The organism is Micromonospora sp. NPDC004551, from assembly GCF_040609975.1.
In the GTDB taxonomy this organism is placed as follows: Bacteria; Actinomycetota; Actinomycetes; order Mycobacteriales; family Micromonosporaceae; genus Micromonospora.
Genome location: NZ_JBEXLM010000011.1, coordinates 82,698 through 99,524 on the forward strand (window position 1 = coordinate 82,698; position 16,827 = coordinate 99,524).

Annotated in this window: 16 protein-coding genes; 8 read left to right on the top strand and 8 right to left on the bottom strand. The window is 73.5% G+C overall.

Features of this window, described 5'->3' with window-relative positions:
* Positions 1–15: 15 nt before the first annotated feature.
* Positions 16–657 (bottom strand): hypothetical protein, encoded by a 642-nt coding sequence (locus ABZW14_RS15590; protein ID WP_355345946.1) that lies wholly within the window; start codon positions 655–657, stop codon positions 16–18.
* 292 nt (positions 658–949) lie between these two features.
* On the opposite strand from ABZW14_RS15590, the gene ABZW14_RS15595 reads away from it, so the two are divergent.
* On the top strand, positions 950–1,726 hold the full coding sequence (locus ABZW14_RS15595; RefSeq protein WP_355345948.1) for a D-Ala-D-Ala carboxypeptidase family metallohydrolase: 777 nt from the start codon (positions 950–952) through the stop codon (positions 1,724–1,726).
* 128 nt (positions 1,727–1,854) lie between these two features.
* Here the strand turns inward: ABZW14_RS15595 and ABZW14_RS15600 are convergent, their stop codons facing one another.
* Entirely contained in the window at positions 1,855–2,307 is a 453-nt protein-coding gene (locus ABZW14_RS15600; RefSeq protein ID WP_355345951.1) for a hypothetical protein, read from the bottom strand.
* Between the two features lie 294 nt (positions 2,308–2,601).
* On the opposite strand from ABZW14_RS15600, the gene ABZW14_RS15605 reads away from it, so the two are divergent.
* The 3 genes from ABZW14_RS15605 (at position 2,602) to ABZW14_RS15615 (ending at position 4,983) form a co-directional block, all read left to right on the top strand.
* On the top strand, positions 2,602–3,144 hold the full coding sequence (locus tag ABZW14_RS15605; RefSeq protein ID WP_355345954.1) for a heme-binding protein: 543 nt from the start codon (positions 2,602–2,604) through the stop codon (positions 3,142–3,144).
* A gap of 71 nt (positions 3,145–3,215) precedes the next feature.
* Positions 3,216–3,710 carry a hypothetical protein gene (locus ABZW14_RS15610; protein ID WP_355345957.1) on the top strand — a complete coding sequence of 165 codons (495 nt, stop codon included), beginning with the start codon at positions 3,216–3,218 and terminating at the stop codon, positions 3,708–3,710.
* A 133-nt stretch (positions 3,711–3,843) separates the two neighbouring features.
* Positions 3,844–4,983, top strand: coding sequence for an oxalate decarboxylase family bicupin (locus ABZW14_RS15615; RefSeq protein ID WP_355345960.1), 1,140 nt, complete (start codon positions 3,844–3,846; stop codon positions 4,981–4,983).
* Here ABZW14_RS15615 and ABZW14_RS15620 read toward each other — a convergent pair.
* Both ABZW14_RS15620 and ABZW14_RS15625 read right to left on the bottom strand, forming a co-directional pair.
* Positions 4,922–6,631, bottom strand: a complete 1,710-nt coding sequence (locus ABZW14_RS15620; RefSeq protein WP_355345963.1) for a helix-turn-helix transcriptional regulator — start codon at positions 6,629–6,631, stop codon at positions 4,922–4,924. The genes ABZW14_RS15615 and ABZW14_RS15620 overlap by 62 nt on opposite strands.
* Positions 6,632–6,794: 163 nt before the next feature.
* Positions 6,795–8,918 (bottom strand): hypothetical protein, encoded by a 2,124-nt coding sequence (locus ABZW14_RS15625; RefSeq protein ID WP_355345966.1) that lies wholly within the window; start codon positions 8,916–8,918, stop codon positions 6,795–6,797.
* Positions 8,919–9,288: 370 nt separating this feature from the next.
* Between ABZW14_RS15625 and ABZW14_RS15630 the strand changes: the two genes are divergently transcribed.
* Positions 9,289–9,828 (top strand): DUF1697 domain-containing protein, encoded by a 540-nt coding sequence (locus tag ABZW14_RS15630; RefSeq protein WP_355345969.1) that lies wholly within the window; start codon positions 9,289–9,291, stop codon positions 9,826–9,828.
* Positions 9,829–9,872: 44 nt separating this feature from the next.
* On the opposite strand, the gene ABZW14_RS15635 is transcribed toward ABZW14_RS15630, so the two are convergent.
* Positions 9,873–10,856, bottom strand: coding sequence for an MBL fold metallo-hydrolase (locus tag ABZW14_RS15635; RefSeq protein ID WP_355345972.1), 984 nt, complete (start codon positions 10,854–10,856; stop codon positions 9,873–9,875).
* 154 nt (positions 10,857–11,010) lie between these two features.
* Entirely contained in the window at positions 11,011–11,892 is an 882-nt protein-coding gene (locus ABZW14_RS15640; RefSeq protein WP_355345975.1) for a serine hydrolase, read from the bottom strand.
* A gap of 48 nt (positions 11,893–11,940) precedes the next feature.
* Here ABZW14_RS15640 and ABZW14_RS15645 point away from each other — a divergent pair, with 48 nt between their 5' ends.
* Positions 11,941–12,933 carry a LysR substrate-binding domain-containing protein gene (locus ABZW14_RS15645; protein ID WP_355345978.1) on the top strand — a complete coding sequence of 331 codons (993 nt, stop codon included), beginning with the start codon at positions 11,941–11,943 and terminating at the stop codon, positions 12,931–12,933.
* On the opposite strand, the gene ABZW14_RS15650 is transcribed toward ABZW14_RS15645, so the two are convergent.
* A complete protein-coding gene (locus ABZW14_RS15650) occupies positions 12,915–13,418 on the bottom strand; it encodes a hypothetical protein (RefSeq protein WP_355345981.1) in 504 nt (167 codons plus the stop codon). The two genes, ABZW14_RS15645 and ABZW14_RS15650, sit on opposite strands and share 19 nt — an antisense overlap.
* A gap of 218 nt (positions 13,419–13,636) precedes the next feature.
* On the opposite strand from ABZW14_RS15650, the gene ABZW14_RS15655 reads away from it, so the two are divergent.
* Positions 13,637–14,824 carry an endonuclease gene (locus tag ABZW14_RS15655; protein WP_355345984.1) on the top strand — a complete coding sequence of 396 codons (1,188 nt, stop codon included), beginning with the start codon at positions 13,637–13,639 and terminating at the stop codon, positions 14,822–14,824.
* Between the two features lie 167 nt (positions 14,825–14,991).
* Positions 14,992–15,846, top strand: a complete 855-nt coding sequence (locus ABZW14_RS15660; protein WP_355345987.1) for an aldo/keto reductase — start codon at positions 14,992–14,994, stop codon at positions 15,844–15,846.
* A 49-nt stretch (positions 15,847–15,895) separates the two neighbouring features.
* Here ABZW14_RS15660 and ABZW14_RS15665 read toward each other — a convergent pair whose 3' ends face one another.
* Positions 15,896–16,732, bottom strand: coding sequence for a helix-turn-helix transcriptional regulator (locus tag ABZW14_RS15665; protein ID WP_355345990.1), 837 nt, complete (start codon positions 16,730–16,732; stop codon positions 15,896–15,898).
* Positions 16,733–16,827 lie beyond the last annotated feature (95 nt).

Below are 16,827 nucleotides of genomic sequence, written 5' to 3' on the forward strand. Positions count from 1 at the left end.
CGGGCCGGGCGGGCCTCAGCGGGGACGGCCGGCCGCCCGGCGGGGGGACGCCTGTGCCGGCACGCGGGGCCGGGCGCTGGGCCGCCAGGCGCGGCCGTTGGCGTAGATCACCCGGAAGCCGAGGTACGAGGCGAGCGGCGCCCAGTGCGCCGAGCCCATCCGCAGCTCGGCGGCGTTGTGCCGCTGCCCGTTGGCCAGCACGTCGAGCAGAACGGTCTCGAACGCGGCGGACTCGACCCAGTCGACCTCGCGGGTGAAGCCGCAGACCAGCGCGGCCCCGGTGACGTCGAGGAAGTCGCGCAGCGCGGCGTCGGAGGCGCGCAGCACAGAGCAGCTGCCGAAGTAGAGGCGGCGCCCCTCGCAGCGGCCGGCCATGCGCTCGGCGACGTCGGACAGCTCGACCGAGTCCCAGTCGGTGAGGCAGAGTCGGCTCGGCTCGCCGTGCATGGCGAAGAATCCGACCCGGTAGTCGGCGTACTGCTTGAGCAGCCAGCGGTCGAGGAAGTAGAAGAGCTCGTCGCGGGTGGCGGCGTCCTTGTGGATGAAGCGGATCCGGCCCAGCCGTTCGAGCAGTTCGAGGGTGGGCAGGACGGAGCCGCGCTCGTTGAGGTCCCGGTGCCACTGACCCTCGATGCAGAAGATCCCCCCGCGCGCCAACGCCCACCTCCCCGGCCTCGGAGGCAGACGTTACCGGGCGGGGGTGACACGGCGACATCACCCTCGGTGTCACGGAATGGCGGATTCCGTCACCGACACGCGGCTCCCGGGCGTCGATGGGCCTTTCGTATTCGCCGCAATTCACAGGTAACGCCCAGCAGTCCGCCCAATGCGAGAGCAATTCCCGTTATTCGCCACGAACCGCCAGGACGGCTGTCACGGTGGAGGTACGGGACTCTCTGGTCGATGTCCCGCTGCAACCCCACATCACTCTCTAACCGGGAGGAATTCTGTGCGCGTCAACATGCTCAAGCGAGCGGCCGTCGCGTTCGCGCTGGCCCTGCCCGGGGCCGCCATCGCCACGGTCGTCGCCGCGCCGGCGGCTCACGCCGACGGCTGTTACACCTGGAACCGGGACCTCTATCAGGGGCGCTCCGGCGAGGACGTGCGGCAACTCCAGATCCGCGTGGCCGGCTGGGCCGCCTACCGGGACATCGTCCGGGTCGACGGGATCTACGGGCCCGAGACGGCGGCGGCGGTCCGTCGCTTCCAGTCCGCCTACGGGCTGCGCGTCGACGGCATCGCCGGCCCGCAGACCTTCGCCAAGATCTACGACCTCCAGGACAACGACTGCACGCCGAAGCACTTCAGCTACAGCGAACTGGACAACGGCTGCGGCAAGGGCGGGTGGAGCGGGGGCCCGCTCTCGTCGACCGCGACCCGGGAGAACGCGGTGCGCACCATGTGGAAGCTGGAGGCGCTGCGCCGCAGCCTCGGCGACAAGCCGCTCTACGTCAACAGCGCCTTCCGCAGCATCGCCTGCAACCAGCAGGTCGGCGGCGCCTCGGACAGCCAGCACCTCTACGGCACCGCGGCCGACGTGATCTCCCGCAGCCGTTCGCTCTGCCAGGTGGCCCAGTCGGCCCGCAACCACGGCTTCAGCGGCATCTTCGGCCCCGGCTACCCCGGCCACAGCGACCACGTCCACGTGGACTCCCGCCGGGAGAACAACCGCGACCGGTCGGCGAACACCACCACCTGGTCCGCCCCGAACTGCGGGGTGAGCTGAGCCGGGAATCGACGGCGGCCCGGCGCAGGGGTGGGGGCTCCCTGCGGCCGGGCCGCCGTCGACGACCCCGGGAGCTGCGACCATTCCGGCTCGGCGTGTCTTCGCCACGCCGCGACCCGGAATGGTCGTCAGCTCGCCCGGGGCCAGCGCGGCCGGGTGGCGGGGGGTGCCACGGGCCGGCCGGTAACGCCGGGCCGGAGGGCGGGCCGCACCGGAGGTGCGGCGACCCGACCGGCCGGGCCGCGCGGGGGCTGGGGCGCCGTCGGCCGGCCGGCCGACGAGCCGGTCAGCACGAACGGGAACGGCACGTGCACGAACGGGTTGCCGTGGCGCACCAGCGCGTCGATCTGACGCTCGTTGAGGCCGTGGGCCTCCAGCACGCGCCGCCCCCACCGGTGCAGCCGGCACGGGTACGAGGCACCGTCGTTGCGGCACTTCGGTCCGGCGGGCCACTCCTCGGCGGCATGCACCACCACCGCCCGGACCGCGAGCCGGACATCCTCGGGGGTCAGCGGCGCCGGCACCGGCACCTCGCCCAGGATCTGATCGATGGGATCCGTCGACTGCTCACCAACTCGCACGGCAGGCCTCCCGCAGCTCGGCAGCGGTGCGGCGGACCGGCCGCACCACATCCTCGCCCACTGGTACGGCCCCGCGACGGCAGCAGTTCAATCCCGCCCGACGGTCGAACGGTCGCCGCCGCTCGGGAACAGCTCCGCGGCGATCCGGCCTCTCCCGAGCGCCACGGCGACCTCCCGCTCCCGCTCGGTCCGGCCGTCGTGCGGTCCCGGTGGCTGGTCCCCGGTCCGCCGGACCGGGACGGCGCGCGGCGGTAGCGTCGGCGGTGGGACCACCGAGTGCGGGGAGGGCGCGCGATGACCGAGCGGCAGCCGTACCGCGTGGTGGCCCGTCACCCGGGGTTCGAGCTGCGCCGCTACCCCGCCCACATGGTCGCCGAGGTGCGGGTCGACGGCACGTTCGAGTCCGCGGGCAGCACGGCGTTCCGGCCGCTGGCCCGGTACCTCGCCGGGGCGAACCGATCACGCCGGGCCGCGCCGGAGCCGGCCGGCTCGGAGCGGATCGCGATGACGGCGCCCGTACTCCAGGAGGAGGGCGACCGGCCGCGATGCTGGCTGGTGCGGTTCGTGATGCCGGCGGGCTTCACCCCGGCGACGCTTCCCGAGCCGGCGGACCCGCTGGTCACCACCCGGGAGATCCCCGCGCAGCTCGCGGCGGCGATGCGGTTCTCCGGGCGGTGGACCGCGCGGGCGTTCGAGCGCCGGGCCACCGCGCTCGGCCGGGCGGTCACCGCCGCGGGCCTGCGCCCGGCCGGCGCGGTCCGGTACGCCCGCTTCGACCCGCCGTGGAAGCCCTGGTTCCTGCGCCGTAACGAGGTCGTGCTCCCGGTCGCCGAATAGGCGGCGGCCGGTACGGCCGCCGGGCCACCCCTAGACTCGGTGACCCCGCTGCCCACCGGATGGGAGACCCCGTGCGCCGCTGGCCCGCCGCCCTGGTCCTGGTGCTGCTGCTCGCCGGTCGCGGTGGCGGCGGCGGGACGACCGTCATGCCGGCCTGGGAGACGCCGTCGCCGACCGCGCCCGCCCCGCTGAGCGCGAAGGAGGCGAAGGGCCGCTACCTGGCCATCGTGGCGCCCTACAACACGGCGCTGGAGGAGTTGGAGGAGGCGCTGACGGCGCGCCGGTCGTGGCAGGCCGTGCGCAAGCTGGCCGGCACGGTCGCCACCACCAGCGCCGCGCACGCCGAGCAGCTCCGCGCCACCGCCTGGCCGGCCGCGACGCAGGCCCCGGTCGCCGCGCTGCTCAAGGAGAACGACGTGGCCCTGCGGCACTGGAAGCTCGCCGCGGAGGCCGGGAGCGCCGCGGCGCTGATGCGGGAGATCCGCGCCGCCGCGGCCCACGACGGCGGGGCGCAGGCCGACAAGGTGCGCCGCAGCCTCGGCCTGCCGGTCTACCGGGAGTCCTGACCGACACGGCGGCCCCGCGTCGCGAATCGGAGATCCCGCGATCGCGCCATGTGCCGGCGGTGGGCCCCGCCGCAGGATCGGTTGCGGTGACCGCGATTCGCGGTTCCGCACCGACCGACGCAAGGAGCCGACCATGACCGACCAACCCGTACCGCAGCCGGTACGCGCGGGCGCGGGCGGACCGGACCTCGGCCCGCGCAACGTGAACCTCGACCGGCAGAACCCGGACCTGCTCACGCCGCCGGCCACCGACTCGGGCACCGTGCCCAACCTCCGGTTCTCCTTCTCCAACGCGCACACCCGCATCGAGCGGGGCGGCTGGACCCGCGAGGTGACCCAGCGCGAGCTGCCGATCGCCACCGAGCTGGCCGGCGTCGACATGGCGCTGGAGCCGGGCGCCTACCGGGAGCTGCACTGGCACAAGGAGGCCGAGTGGGCGTACGTGCTCAAGGGCAGCTGCCGCATCGGCGCCGTGGACCAGGAGGGCCGCAACTTCCTGGACGACGTGCGGCAGGGTGACCTGTGGTTCTTCCCCAAGGGCATCCCGCACCACATCCAGGCGCTCGGCGAGGGGGTGGAGTTCCTGCTGGTCTTCGACGACGGCGGCTTCTCCGAGAACAGCACCTTCCTGATGAGCGACTTCTTCGCGCGCACCCCGAAGAGCGTGCTGGCCAAGAACTTCGGCTGGACCGTCGACCAGCTCGCCGACCTGCCGGAGAAGGAGAAGTACATCTTCCCCGGGCAGGTGCCGCCGCCGCTGGAGCAGGACCGGGTGGTCAGCCCCACCGGCGACGTGCCCCGCACGTTCAAGCACCGCCTGCACGCCCAGGCGCCGCAGCGCTTCCCCGGCGGCACCGTACGCATCGCCGACTCCACCAACTTCGCGGCGTCGACGGCGATCTGCGCGGCGATGGTGGAGATCGAGCCGGGCGGTCTGCGCGAGCTGCACTGGCACCCGACCGACGACGAGTGGCAGTACTGGATCTCCGGGCGCGGCCGGATGGGGGTGTTCGCCAGCTCCGGCGTGGCCCGGACCTTCGACTTCCAGGCCGGTGACGTCGGCTACGTGCCGTTTGCCTACGGGCACTACATCGAGAACATCGGCGACGAGCCGCTGGTCTTCCTGGAGATGTTCCGCAAGCCCCGGTTCGAGGACATCTCGCTGGCCCAGTGGATGGCGAACATGCCGGCCGAGGTGATCGCCGACACCATCAACCTGCCGCGCGGGATGATCGAGGCGCTGCCGAAGGAGAAGCGTCCGGTGGTGCGCTGACCGGCCGGGCGTCCCACACCCGGGCCAGCTGCACCCGGCTGCGGATCCCGAGCTTGGCGTAGATGGCGCGCAGGTGCGTGTCGACGGTGTGGAAGGACAGGTACAACCGCCCCGCCACCTGCTGCTTCGTAGCGCCGGCCGCGAGCAGTTCGGCGATGCCGGCCTCCCGGGCGGTCAGCGCCGCCAGGCCGTGCCGGGGCAGGCCGGGCGCCGGGCGGCGGCGGGTCGCGCCGAGCCGCCGGTCCCAGCGCTCGGCCCGCTCCTGGTCACCGACCGCGCCGAGGCGGCCGTACCGTGCCGCGGCCTCCTGCGCGGCGGGCCGGGCCTCGGCCAGCCGCACCCGGGGTGAGCGGGCCAGGTCGAGCAGCGCGTCGGCCAGCGCCGGGCCGGCGCCGGTGGCGCGCAGCGCCCGCACGGCCGCCCGCAGCGCCGACGGGTCGCGGCGGACCAGGGCGTCCGCGTGCCCGGCCAGCCCCTGCCAGAGGGGTACGGGGGTCCGCTCGGCCACCGCCGCGAGGCGGTCGGCGACCGCCCGGGCCCGGTTCGCGTCCCCGATCAGCAGCAGGGCCCGGACCAGCCGGGGGCCGTGCTGGGCGACCAGCAGCAGCGGGCGTACCGAGCGGGTCACGTCGGCGGCGGCGCACCGGATCAGCCCGGGATGGCGCAGCGGCTCGGGGTCGGCGGCCGCGGCACAGCGCAGCAGCGTCCACGGCGTCCGGTCGGGCCAGGAGAGGTCGGGGTGGTCCCGGTCGAGCACGGCCCGGGCCGCCGCCGGACGCCCGAGGCGGTACGCGACCTCGACGACGACCGACAGCAGCGCGGCGCGTACCTCGTCGGTGAGCGGGCCGGGTGGGCGGTCCAGGGCCAGCCGGGCCTGCGCCTCGGCCTCCGGCAGCTCCCCGACCGCCAGCATCCGCAGGCAGGACAGCGCGAGCACGGCCGGGGTGACGGGCGCGGGCAGGTCGTCGTACGCGGCCCGGACCGCGGTTGCGGCGTCGGGGTACTCGCCGAGCGCGAGCCGTACGGCGATCCGCTCGGCGCGGACGGCGGCGGCCTCGGCGCGCAGGGCGGGCCGGCCGGGGTCCACGGTGGCCAGCACGTCCCGGGCGCCGGGCACCGCGCCGAGGGCGAGTGCCCGGGCGGCCCGGGCGAGCGCCAGTCGTACGCCGGCCCGGGTGGACGGGTGTGCGGCCTGGGCCCGGCCGGCCTCGCGGAGCAGGGCGTCGGCGCGCGGATGGCCGGCGCGGGCGGCCACGCCGGCCGCGGTGGCGGCGATGAGGGCGTGGTGCTCGGGTCCGGCCAGGCGGCGGGCCCGGTCGAGTTGGTCGAGCGCGACCGAGGGCCGGCGGCCGGCCTGCCAGGATCCGAGGTGGCCGAGCAGCAGCCCGCGGTCGGCTGCGCCGGTGCGGTCGGCGGCGAGTTCGGCGGCGAGCAGATCGGCCGCCTCGTCGCCCCGTCCGGCCGCGACGAGCAGGTCCGCCGCCGCGAGCAGCCGGCGGGTGCGCGTGGCGGCGTCGGCGCCGGGGAGCGCGGCGAGCGGCGGGTCCGCCCCGGCCGAGGGGTCGACCGCGTCGTCGGCGACGAGCCGTTCGGCGCAGGTCGATGGTGTGGGGTGGCGTGGCGCCACCCGTGGCGTGGGTTCGGTCATCCGGCACCCCCTCGGCGCGGGCTTGGTCGGGTCCCGCCGAATCAACCACGCGCCTGGTGCCCGTGAGGGAGGTTCATGTGAAAGCCGCTCAGGATGGTGACCCGGTCCCGGACGGCGTCGGGCCCGCGCCGAGGTGCGGCGCGGGCCCGACGGGGCAGGTGAGCTACTTGCTGTTGCCCGTGTTGTTCACCCGGAAGGTGTAGTCCGCGTCCAGGTAGGTGAGGTCACCGGTCGGCAGGTTGGAGATCAGGACGGCGAAGTCGTCCTGGTTGCCGTTGGCGCACCTGGTCTGCAGGCCGCCGGCGGTGAACTGGTCGCCGGTGGAGCGGTAGACCCAGTTGCCCGCGCCGTCGGTGGTTTCACCCGGCGAGGTGACGCCCGGGGTGAGGTCGCAGTGGCTGACCACCTGGACCGTCCAGTTGTTGTCCTGCACGCCGCTGGTGGCGATCCAGTTGCCCGCCGCCGAGGTGAGGCTCGCGTCGGCGCCGTTGACCTTCACGTCGTCGACGAACCAGCCGGTGTCCATGTACGCGGCGTCGGTGGAGTAGCGGAACCGCACGTCGGTCGTGCCGGCGGGCAGGTCGGCGGTCAGGTGCTGGTAGACCGGGTCGTCGACGAAGTACCGGCCGCCGGAGGTGCCGGTCAGGCCGTTGCCCTCCTCGTTGTTGCCGTGCGGGTCGTCGTTGGTGGTGACGACCTGACCGGCGTCGGTGCGCAGCGGCACGGTCACCCAGTTGCCGCCGACGAGCGCCTCGACGAAGCCGTAGTCCCAGCCCTCCTCGATGAAGTGCCAGCTCCAGAAGTCCAGCGAGGTGACCGCGCCGGAGGTGGTGACGTCGAGGATGTTGTCGTCCTGGCTCTCGTAGCCGCCGTACCAGTGGGTGGTGCCGGTGTGCGGCGCGATCGCCGTCTCGTCGTCGCCGTCGAAGGCCAGCGCCACGGTCGGGCCGGGGTTGCGGAACCGCTCGACCGACATGCCGAACGGCACGGCGGTGGTGTCCTGGCGGTTCTTCAGCCGCGCCCACTTGGCCTCGGGAGTGGCGCCCTGGTAGCGGCCCCGGCCGCTCCAGAACACGTCGTCGGCGATGTCGATGGTCCAGCTGGTGTCCGCCGGGTTGCCGAAGTCGAAGGCCTTGATGTCGTAGATCGGCGAGTCCTCGTCGTCCAGGTAGACCGCCACGGACCAGTCCCGGAACAGGTCGGCCGCGCTGCGCAGGTGTGCGCCGGTCTGCGCGTTGAACGAGTCGATGGCGTTCTGCACGCCGGCCATGCCGTCGGCCTGCTCCTCGAAGATCTTCTTGATGAGCAGGTCACCGGCCTTGCCGTCGTACTGCTTGTCCGGCGTGTAGGTGCCGTCGCCGTTGCCGCCGGCCTGCTCCCACAGGTACTGGAAGTAGGTGAACGAGGCGCCGTAGTTGGCCAGGGTGCTGCCCCACCGGGTCAGCGAGGTCTCCTCGTAGAAGACCTGCTGGTTGCTCAGGTGCGAGCCGCCGGCGTCCAGGCCGTTGAGGAAGATGGCGAAGTCGGCCAGGCCCTCGTCGACCCAGGACAGCTCGCCCGGGTCGCTGTAGTTGTGCAGCAGGTGCTGCAGCTCGTGCGCGACCGTGCCCTCGTACAGCTCGGGGCGGTCGTTGGCCGGGTTGGCGTCGCGCCACGGGGAGTCGTTCGGCCCGACCCGGTTCGCCCAGTCGAGGGCGTCGACCACGATGACGTTCATGCCGTTGCTGTCGATGAAGTCCGGCGCGAAGTAGCCGGCCGTGTACGACGTCTGCGCGCAGTCGTAGTAGGCGTCGTCCTGGATGTTGTAGAGCACCATGACCAGCGAGTCGCTGGCCGGCTCGTCCGGGTCGGCCGCGTCCATCGGGCCGAAGTGCTCCTCGTCCACGGCGACGATCTGGTTGGCGAGCTTGTCGCCGACGTAGTTGATCTGCGCCTGGGTGAGGACGAACTGCGCCGCCGTCGCGGTGGCGCACGGCGTGAACGCGTCGCCCGGGTTGTGGTCGAACTGCGGGTCGAGGCTGGCCACGCCGACCGGCGCGGTGCCGTCGAGCGGGGTGCCCTTCGGTACGTAGATGTAGACCGGGGTGCCGTCGGGGGTGGTGTTGGCGTAGACCCGGGTGAAGTCCTGGTTGTAGGTGCCGCCCGCCGCGCTGTCGTTGATCGGCAGCGTGATGGTCGGTTCACCGGGAAGGTTCTCGTGGTCGTTGGCCTGGGCCGGGGCCGAGACCGTGAAGGCGAGCGCCGTCACGCCCGCCACCGCGGCCGCGATCCGGCTCGGTCGTCTCATTCGCACGTGGTGCCTCCTGCTGTGAGGCGGTGATCAGCTCCGGCCACCGCCGTCGGGTGAGCAGTTGCCCCGTCGGCGCCGCGCAGGGCGGCAGCTGACCAGGGGAATTTTGAGTTCAGGCAACCACTTCGGACGGTGGTCGGGGAGGCGACCGCAGGTCACGAATTCGTCACGAACGCGGGTCACCTGCCCGCACGTGGGACCCCGGTCGGCGGTCGGCCGATCCGGTCCGGCGGATCGGCCGGGGAGCCCCCGTCCGGCCGGGCGGCCGGCTCGTCCCGACGGGCCCGCGCCGACGACCGTTCGGGCGCGGAGCCGGTTCCCGTTCTAGGCTCTGGTGGTCGAGTGACGCGGAGGCGAGGAGGCCCGGATGAACCGCTACGCCGCCCTGCTGCGGGGTGTCAACGTCGGCACCACCCGGCTCGCCATGGCCGACCTGCGCCGCCTCGTCAGCGACCTCGGGCACGAGGACGTCAAGACCTACCTGCAGAGCGGCAACGTCGTCTTCAGCAGTCCGCCCACGAAGGACGACCTGTTGGCCGAGGGCATCGCGGGCCGGCTCGCCGACGAGCTGGGCCTGCGGGTGCCGGTGCTGGTGCGCAGCGGTGACGAGCTGGCGGCGGTCGTGGCGGCCAGCCCGTACGCCGGGAAGCAGGACGACCCGACCCGGGTGCTGGTGGCCTTCCTCGCCGCCAAGCCCACGGCGGCCCGGGTCAAGGAGCTGGCCGCCCCGGCCGGGGAGAACCTGGAGTTCACGGTCGACGGTCGCGAGATCCACCTGCACTTCCCCGACGGCGGCTACGGGCGGACCAAGTTCACCAACGCCCACCTGGAGAAGAAGCTGGGCGTGGTGGCGACCACCCGGAACTGGAAGTCGGTGCTGGCCCTGCGGGACCTGACCGCCGGCTGAGCGGAGGGACCGGCCCCCGTGGCCCGGCCCCTCCGCGACCGGGCTCAGAAGTGGTACGCCGTGTGGTACTCGGGCACCAGCACGCGGCTGCGCGGCGAGGCCTTCCGCACCGCGGCGATCAGGTCGTCGAGGCGCTTGCGGTCGTTCGGCGCCACCGTCGGCGGGTTGGTCAGCGGGGTCTCGAAGTTGTCCCAGTGCACCGGCACCACGACCTTCGGGTGGTCGAGGGCGGCCATGAGCCGGGGCACGTAGTCGGCGGTGGCGGTGGTCGCGGCGGAGGCCACCATGGCCACGTCGGGGGCCAGCCCGACGAGGTTGCGCTCGGTGAAGTCGCTCGCCCCCATGAAGAACACCGACGGGCCGCCGGCCACCCGGATCTGGTACGCCAGCGTGTCCCCCTCGGGCAGGTCGGAGATCTTCTCCGGCTTCGGTGGCCGGCTGACCCGTACGCCGGGGAAGGCCATCGACCAGGCGCCGTTGCGGCTGTGCAGGGAGCTGACCACCTCGACCGTGTACGCGCCGAAGTCGAGCACCTCGCCGCCCTTGACCGGGGCGAGCTGCCCGGACGGCAGCCCGTAGGCCAGCCCGAGGTGGTAGGCGGTCAGGGTGCCGAGCACCCGGGCGCCGGTCCGCTCGGCGATATGGGGCACGTCGTTGAAGTGGTCCCAGTGGGTGTGCGTGACCAGGATGTTCTCGGCCCGGTCCACCAGCGGGTCGATCACGGTGGGGGTCACGGTCAGCGGGGTGTCCTCGTTGAACGCACCCTTGAACAGGCCGGTGTCGTAGCGGCTCAGGTACGGGTCGACCAGCACCGTGCGGTCGCCGATGTCGATCCGCCAGCCGGACGTGCCCCACCAGCGGAAGCTGACCGCGCCGGAGCGGCGGGGCGCGGCGGCAACGGGAGCGGCGGCGGCCTGGGCCGGCGCGGCCGATACGCCGGCGACCAGGCCGGCGGTCGACACGGCGGCGGTGCCGACGGCGGCATCGCGCAGGAAACGGCGGCGGTCGTAGGACCGTTTGTCGGGCATGGAGCGTCCTCCCCGTACGGGACCGGTTGATCGGTAGGCCCACCCCACCACCGGCCGCCCGCCGATGTCCAAGATCGTCCGGCGGCACGACCGATACGCGTCTGGATATCACCGCAGGTCACGGGCCCGACCGCGGGCCGGGGCGGTCGGGAAATCAGCCGGCGCGCAGCGCCTCGACGGCGGCCCGGGCGGCCTCGCCCATGGCCAGGTCCACGTCGATCCGGCGGGTGCTCAGCCGCTCGGTGCGGGCGAACACCGCGACCGCGTACCGGCCGCCGTCGGGATACTCGACGACCCCGGCCTCCAGGTGCAGGCCGGGCAGGGTGCCGGTCTTCCCGGCGACCCGGACGCCGGGCGGGAAGCCGGCGGCGAGCCGGGTCCAGAAGAGCTGCCGGGACATCAGCTCGCGGACCAGGGCGCACGCGGCCGGCGGTCCCGCCTCGTCCCGCCAGATCAGGCCGAGCAGCCGGGTCATCTCCCGGGCCGTGCTGGAGGTGGTGTGCGCCGGGTCGAAGACCCGCATGGCCCGGACCCGCTCCGGCGGCAGGGTGGGGAAGATCCGGGCGAAGTCGGCCTCGGTGCGGGCGCCCACGTCGGCGAGCATCGTCTCGACCAGTTGCCGGGGGCCCCCGACGATCCGGGTACGCGGCAGGTCCAGCTCGGCGGCGAGCATCGGCAGCACGTCCGGGCCGACCCGGCGCAGCAGCAGGTCGGCGGCGGTGTTGTCGCTGACCGACATGGCGAAGTAGGCCAGGTCACGCAGGGACACCTCGACGTCGTCGGCGCAGCCCGCGACGCCCCAGCCGCCGAGCCGGTCGGCGGCTCCCACCAGCACCCGCTCGACCGGGTCGAGCTGCCCGGCGACGACCTGCCGGGCGAACTCCAGCGCCAGCAGGATCTTGAACACGGAGGCGATCACCACCTGCTCGTCGGCCCGCAGCGCGACCTCCCGGCCCGGCGCGTCGACGTCCTCGACGTGCAGGCAGCCGCTGATCCCGGCCCGCTCGAAGATCTCCCCGATCCGCTCCCCGCTCACCCCGACACGCTAACCAGCGGCGGCCGGGGCGGGCGTAGGGTGCCCGTCGTGGACCTGCTGCGACACCTGCGGCACTTCGTGGTGGTCGCCCGGGAGCTGCACTTCGGGCGGGCCGCCGAGGTGCTGGGCATGGCGCAGCCGCCGCTGAGCCAGTCGATCCAGCGGCTGGAACGCGAGCTGGGCGCCACCCTCTTCGACCGGTCGCAGCGTCAGGTCCGGCTCACCACGGCCGGCCAGCTCCTGCTCGGCGAGGCCGACGAGCTGCTCGCCGGGGAACGCCGGCTGCGCAACCTCGTCGACCAGGTGCGCCGGGGCGCGCTCGGCGTGCTGCGCGCCGGCGTACCCCCGGAGACCCCGGCCGTGACGCTGCGCGCGCTGCTCGACGGGCTCGCGGCCCGGGCGCCCGGGCTCGACCTGGACCTGCACGAGCTGACCAGCGCGGAGCAGCGGCGGATGCTGGCCGAGGGACGGCTCGACGTGGGCCTGCTGCACCATCCGGTGGAGGAGGCCGGGCTGCGCTTCGGCCCGGCCGTCGACGCGCCGGTCGGGGCGCTGCTGCCCCGGGGCGCTCCGGCGGCCCGGGCCCGCGAGGTGCGGCTGGCCGACCTGGCCGGCCTGGACCTGATCACCGCGCCGCCCGCCACCGCACCCGGCTGGCACGGGCACCTGCTGGCGGTCTGCCGCCGGCACGGCTTCGTGCCGGCCCGGGTCCGGCCCGCCCGCAACCCGGAGTTCCTGTTGGGACTGCTGCTGGCCGGTGGCGCGGTCGCCCTCGAACCGGAGTCGGTGGCCCGCCGCGAGCCCCGGGTGGCCTGGCGGCCGCTGGTCGACGCGCCGCTGGTCAAGCGGACCTCCGCGGCCTGGCCGGCGCGGGCCGGGCACCCGGCGGCCCCCATGTTCGGGCAGCTCGCCGCCGAGGTGCTGGCGGTCGCGGAACCGCCACCGGCGACCGCGGCGCTCGCGGCGGCCGCCCGGCCCTGGCCGGTGCTCTTCGAGGCCGGCCAGGGCGGAAGCGACCCCGGTCAGCAGCCGCAGGTGTAGTAGAGGATGTCCCAGTGGTTGCCCTCCAGGGTGTAGAGGTTGCCGGAGGGAGCGCGGTACTGGTAGCCGAAGCCGGAGATGTAGCCGACGTAGGTGTAGGCCGCGGAGATGTAGTTCTGGATGCAGGTGCTCGGGGCGATGTCGACCTTGTAGCCGTTCCAGTGGCTGTAGGTGCCGCTGGCGTGGCCGACCTCGGTGCCGGCGGTGATGGTGATGGCGCAGCCGCTGGCGCGCTTGAAGGTGATGATCCCGTCGATGGTGGCCTGGCGGATGCCCTCGAAGGAGGTGCAGGTGGCGACGTAGCGGTCGCTGCAGTTGCCGCTGGAGGTCCAGGAGATGCCGGCGGCGCGCAGCTGCGAGGTGGCGCTGGAGTGGCTGATGGCCCAGGCCGGGGCGGCCAGCCCGAGGGCGGCGCCGACGGTGACGACGGTGGCGGTGAGCAGGGTGAGCAGGCGACGACGCAGACCGGTTCGGATGGACGACATGACGCTCCCGTTCCTGTGACGTTGGAGTCCGGCGAGACGGTGGAACGACTTGCCGGATTCTTGCCTCCCATTTACTGAGATCGATATGTGTCGCCACCTCATTGATCGATGCCCATTGATGTGCGTGACGGACCTTGCGCCGTGGACGGCCGGCCGGGGCCGAACGTTGCCCTCCCGATGTCCCCGAGTTCACCGCCGGCCCGCTAGCATCGCCGTTCATGAATATGAAGAGCGTCACCCGCTCGCGACCCGGGCGGCTGATCGCGGCGATCGTGCTGGCCGTCACCGTGGTGACCCCGCTGGTGGTGACCGGCACGGCGTCCGCGGCGACCACCCTGACCGTGGGGCAGGCACTGGCCGCCCAGGGCGGCCGGACGGCCACCGTGACCGGCTACGTGATCGGCCAGCCGACCGCCACGAACACCGTGATCACCGCCAACTACACCGCGGACACCGCGATCGCGATCGCCGACGCGGCCACCGAGACCAGCACCGGCCGGATGCTCTACGTCCAGGTCACGGCCGCCTGGCGGAGCAGCTTCGGGCTGCTCACCAATCCGACGCTCCGGGGCCGGCAGATCACCGCGACCGGCACGCTCACCGCGTACTTCAGCCACGGCGGGCTGAAGGACCCGAGCACCATGAGCCTCGGCGGCGGCACCACCCCGTCGCCGACCGCCTCCCCCAGCCCCAGCCCCACCGGCACCGGCGGCCCGTACGACTCGACCTACTACGCCGCCGCCATCGGCAGGACCGGGACGGCCCTGCGCGGTTCGCTGCACACCATCATCAAGGTGCAGACCACCCTCACCTACGACCAGGTGTGGGAGGCACTCAAGGACACCGACCAGGACCCGGCGAACTCCGCCAACGTGATCCTGCTCTACAGCGGGCGCTCGCAGAGCAAGAGCAGCAGCGGGGGCGGGGTGAACGACTGGAACCGGGAGCACGTCTGGGCCAAGTCGCACGGCGACTTCGGCACCGCCACCGGCCCGGGCACCGACGTGCACCACCTGCGTCCGGAGGACGTGTCGGTGAACTCGCTGCGTGGCAACAAGGACTTCGACTCGGGCGGCAGCACGGTCGCCGAGGCGCCGGGCTGCTACACCGACGCCGACTCCTTCGAGCCGCGCGACGCGGTCAAGGGCGACGTGGCCCGCATGATCCTCTACATGGCGATCCGGTACGAGGGCGACGACGGCTGGCCGAACCTGGAGCCGAACGACTCGGTGAGCAACGGCAGCGCCCCCTACCTGGGGCGGATCTCCAAGCTGCTCGCCTGGAACGACCTCGACCCGCCGGACGCCTTCGAGCGGCGACGCAACCAGCGGATCTACGAACGCTGGCAGGGCAACCGGAACCCGTTCGTCGACCACCCGGAGTGGGCGCGGGCGATCTGGGGCTGACCCGCACCGCCGGCGCGGGCCCGACCCGCGCCGGCGGCCGGTTGGCGCAGATCACCGGCCGGGGCCGTGAGGAGCCGGGCCGAGCGGGTAGAGAAGCCGGATGGCAGGGCCCGGCGCCGCGCGTGGAAGCGTTCCCGGGCATCCGGACGATCGGAGATGAGGCTTCCATGGCCCCGAACAGCGTTCCGAACATCTCGCTCAACGACGGCAACACCATCCCGCAGCTCGGCTTCGGGGTCTTCCAGATCGAGCCGAAGGACACCGCGCAGGCCGTCGGCAGGGCGCTGGAGATCGGCTACCGGCACATCGACACGGCCGAGATGTACGGCAACGAGGCCGAGGTCGGCCAGGCGGTACGCAGCTCCGGGCTGGACCGCAGCGAGGTCTTCGTCACCAGCAAGCTCAACAACGCCTTCCACCGCCCCGACGACGCCCGCAAGGCGTTCGAGTCGACCCTCGCCGAGCTGAAGTTCGACTACCTCGACCTGTTCCTGATCCACTGGCCGCTGCCGACCCGCTACGACGGCGACTTCGTCTCGACCTGGCGCGTGCTGGAGGAGTTGCAGCGCGACGGCCGGGTCAGGTCGATCGGCGTCTCCAACTTCCAGGTGCCCCACCTGGAGCGGCTGGCCGCCGAGGCGGAGGTCACGCCGGCGGTGAACCAGATCGAGGTGCACCCGTACCTCGGCAACGAGGAGGTGCGCGCCTACGGCCGGGCGCACAACATCCTCACCGAGGCGTGGTCCCCGATCGCGCAGGGCAAGGTGCTGGACGACCCGACCCTGGTCGACATCGCCGACGAGGTCGGCCGGACCCCGGCCCAGGTGGTGCTGCGCTGGCACGTGCAGCGCGGCGACATCATCTTCCCGAAGTCGACCACCCCGGGCCGGATCGAGGAGAACTTCCGGATCTTCGACTTCGAGCTGGACGACGCGACCATGGACCGGATCAACGGCCTGAACCAGGGCGAGGCAGGCCGGCAGGGGCCGAACCCGGACACCTTCGACTACATCCCGGACTGAGCCGCCACCGCGACCGAGGGGGCCGGGCCGCCGGCCCCCGGTCGCGGGCTCAGGAGCCGACCCGCTCGGCGAGCCCGCGGAACGCCGCCTGCGTCGGCGACCCCGGCGCCGCGACGTAGACGATCAGCCGCTGGTCGGTCTCCGGCACGTGCAGCACCCGGCACTCGAACTCCAGCGGCCCCAGCTCCGGATGGGCGACCCGCTTGACCGTCGGGCGCCGCTCCCCCACCTCGTGCTCGGCCCACAGCGCGGCGAACCGCGGTGACAGCCCGAGCAGCTCGGTGACCAGCGCGGCCAGCGCCGGATCGGCCGGGTAGCGCCCGTACGCGGCCCGCAGGTCCGCCACCGTGGTCCGGGCGAAGCGCAACACCTCCGGGTCCGCCCAGTGCGACTCGGGCACCGTCGCGCCGAACATCCAGCGCACCATGCTGCGCTGGCCGGCCGGCACCGCCGACAGGTCGCCGACGAACCAGGCGGCCAGCCGATTCCAGGCCAGGATCTCGTAGGCGGCGTCGACCAGGTACGCGGGTGTCTCCGACATCGCGTCGAGCAGGTGCCGCATCCCCGGCGACACCTCCCGGCCGGGCCCGGTCGCGTCCGGCGGGCTCTCCCCGGCGACCCGGAACAGATAGGCCCGCTCGTCGCGGCTGAGCAGCAACGCCCGCGCCAGCGCGGCCAGCACCTGCCGGGACGGGTGCGGTCCCCGCCCCTGCTCCAGCCGGATGTAGTAGTCGATCGACATGCCGGCGAGCTGCGCGACCTCCTGGCGGCGCAGGCCCGGCGTGCGGCGGCGTACCCCCTCGGGGAGGCCGACCTCGGCGGGGCGCAACCGGGCGCGGCGGGTGCGCAGGAAGCCCGCCAGTTCCTCGCGCCGCAACGTGCTCATGCCCCCAAGCCTGCCGCACCACCGGCCACCAAGGCTGGTACCACCGGTACCAGGTTCGGCGGGCCTCTCCCGCCGGCCCGCGCCGGGCGGCAACC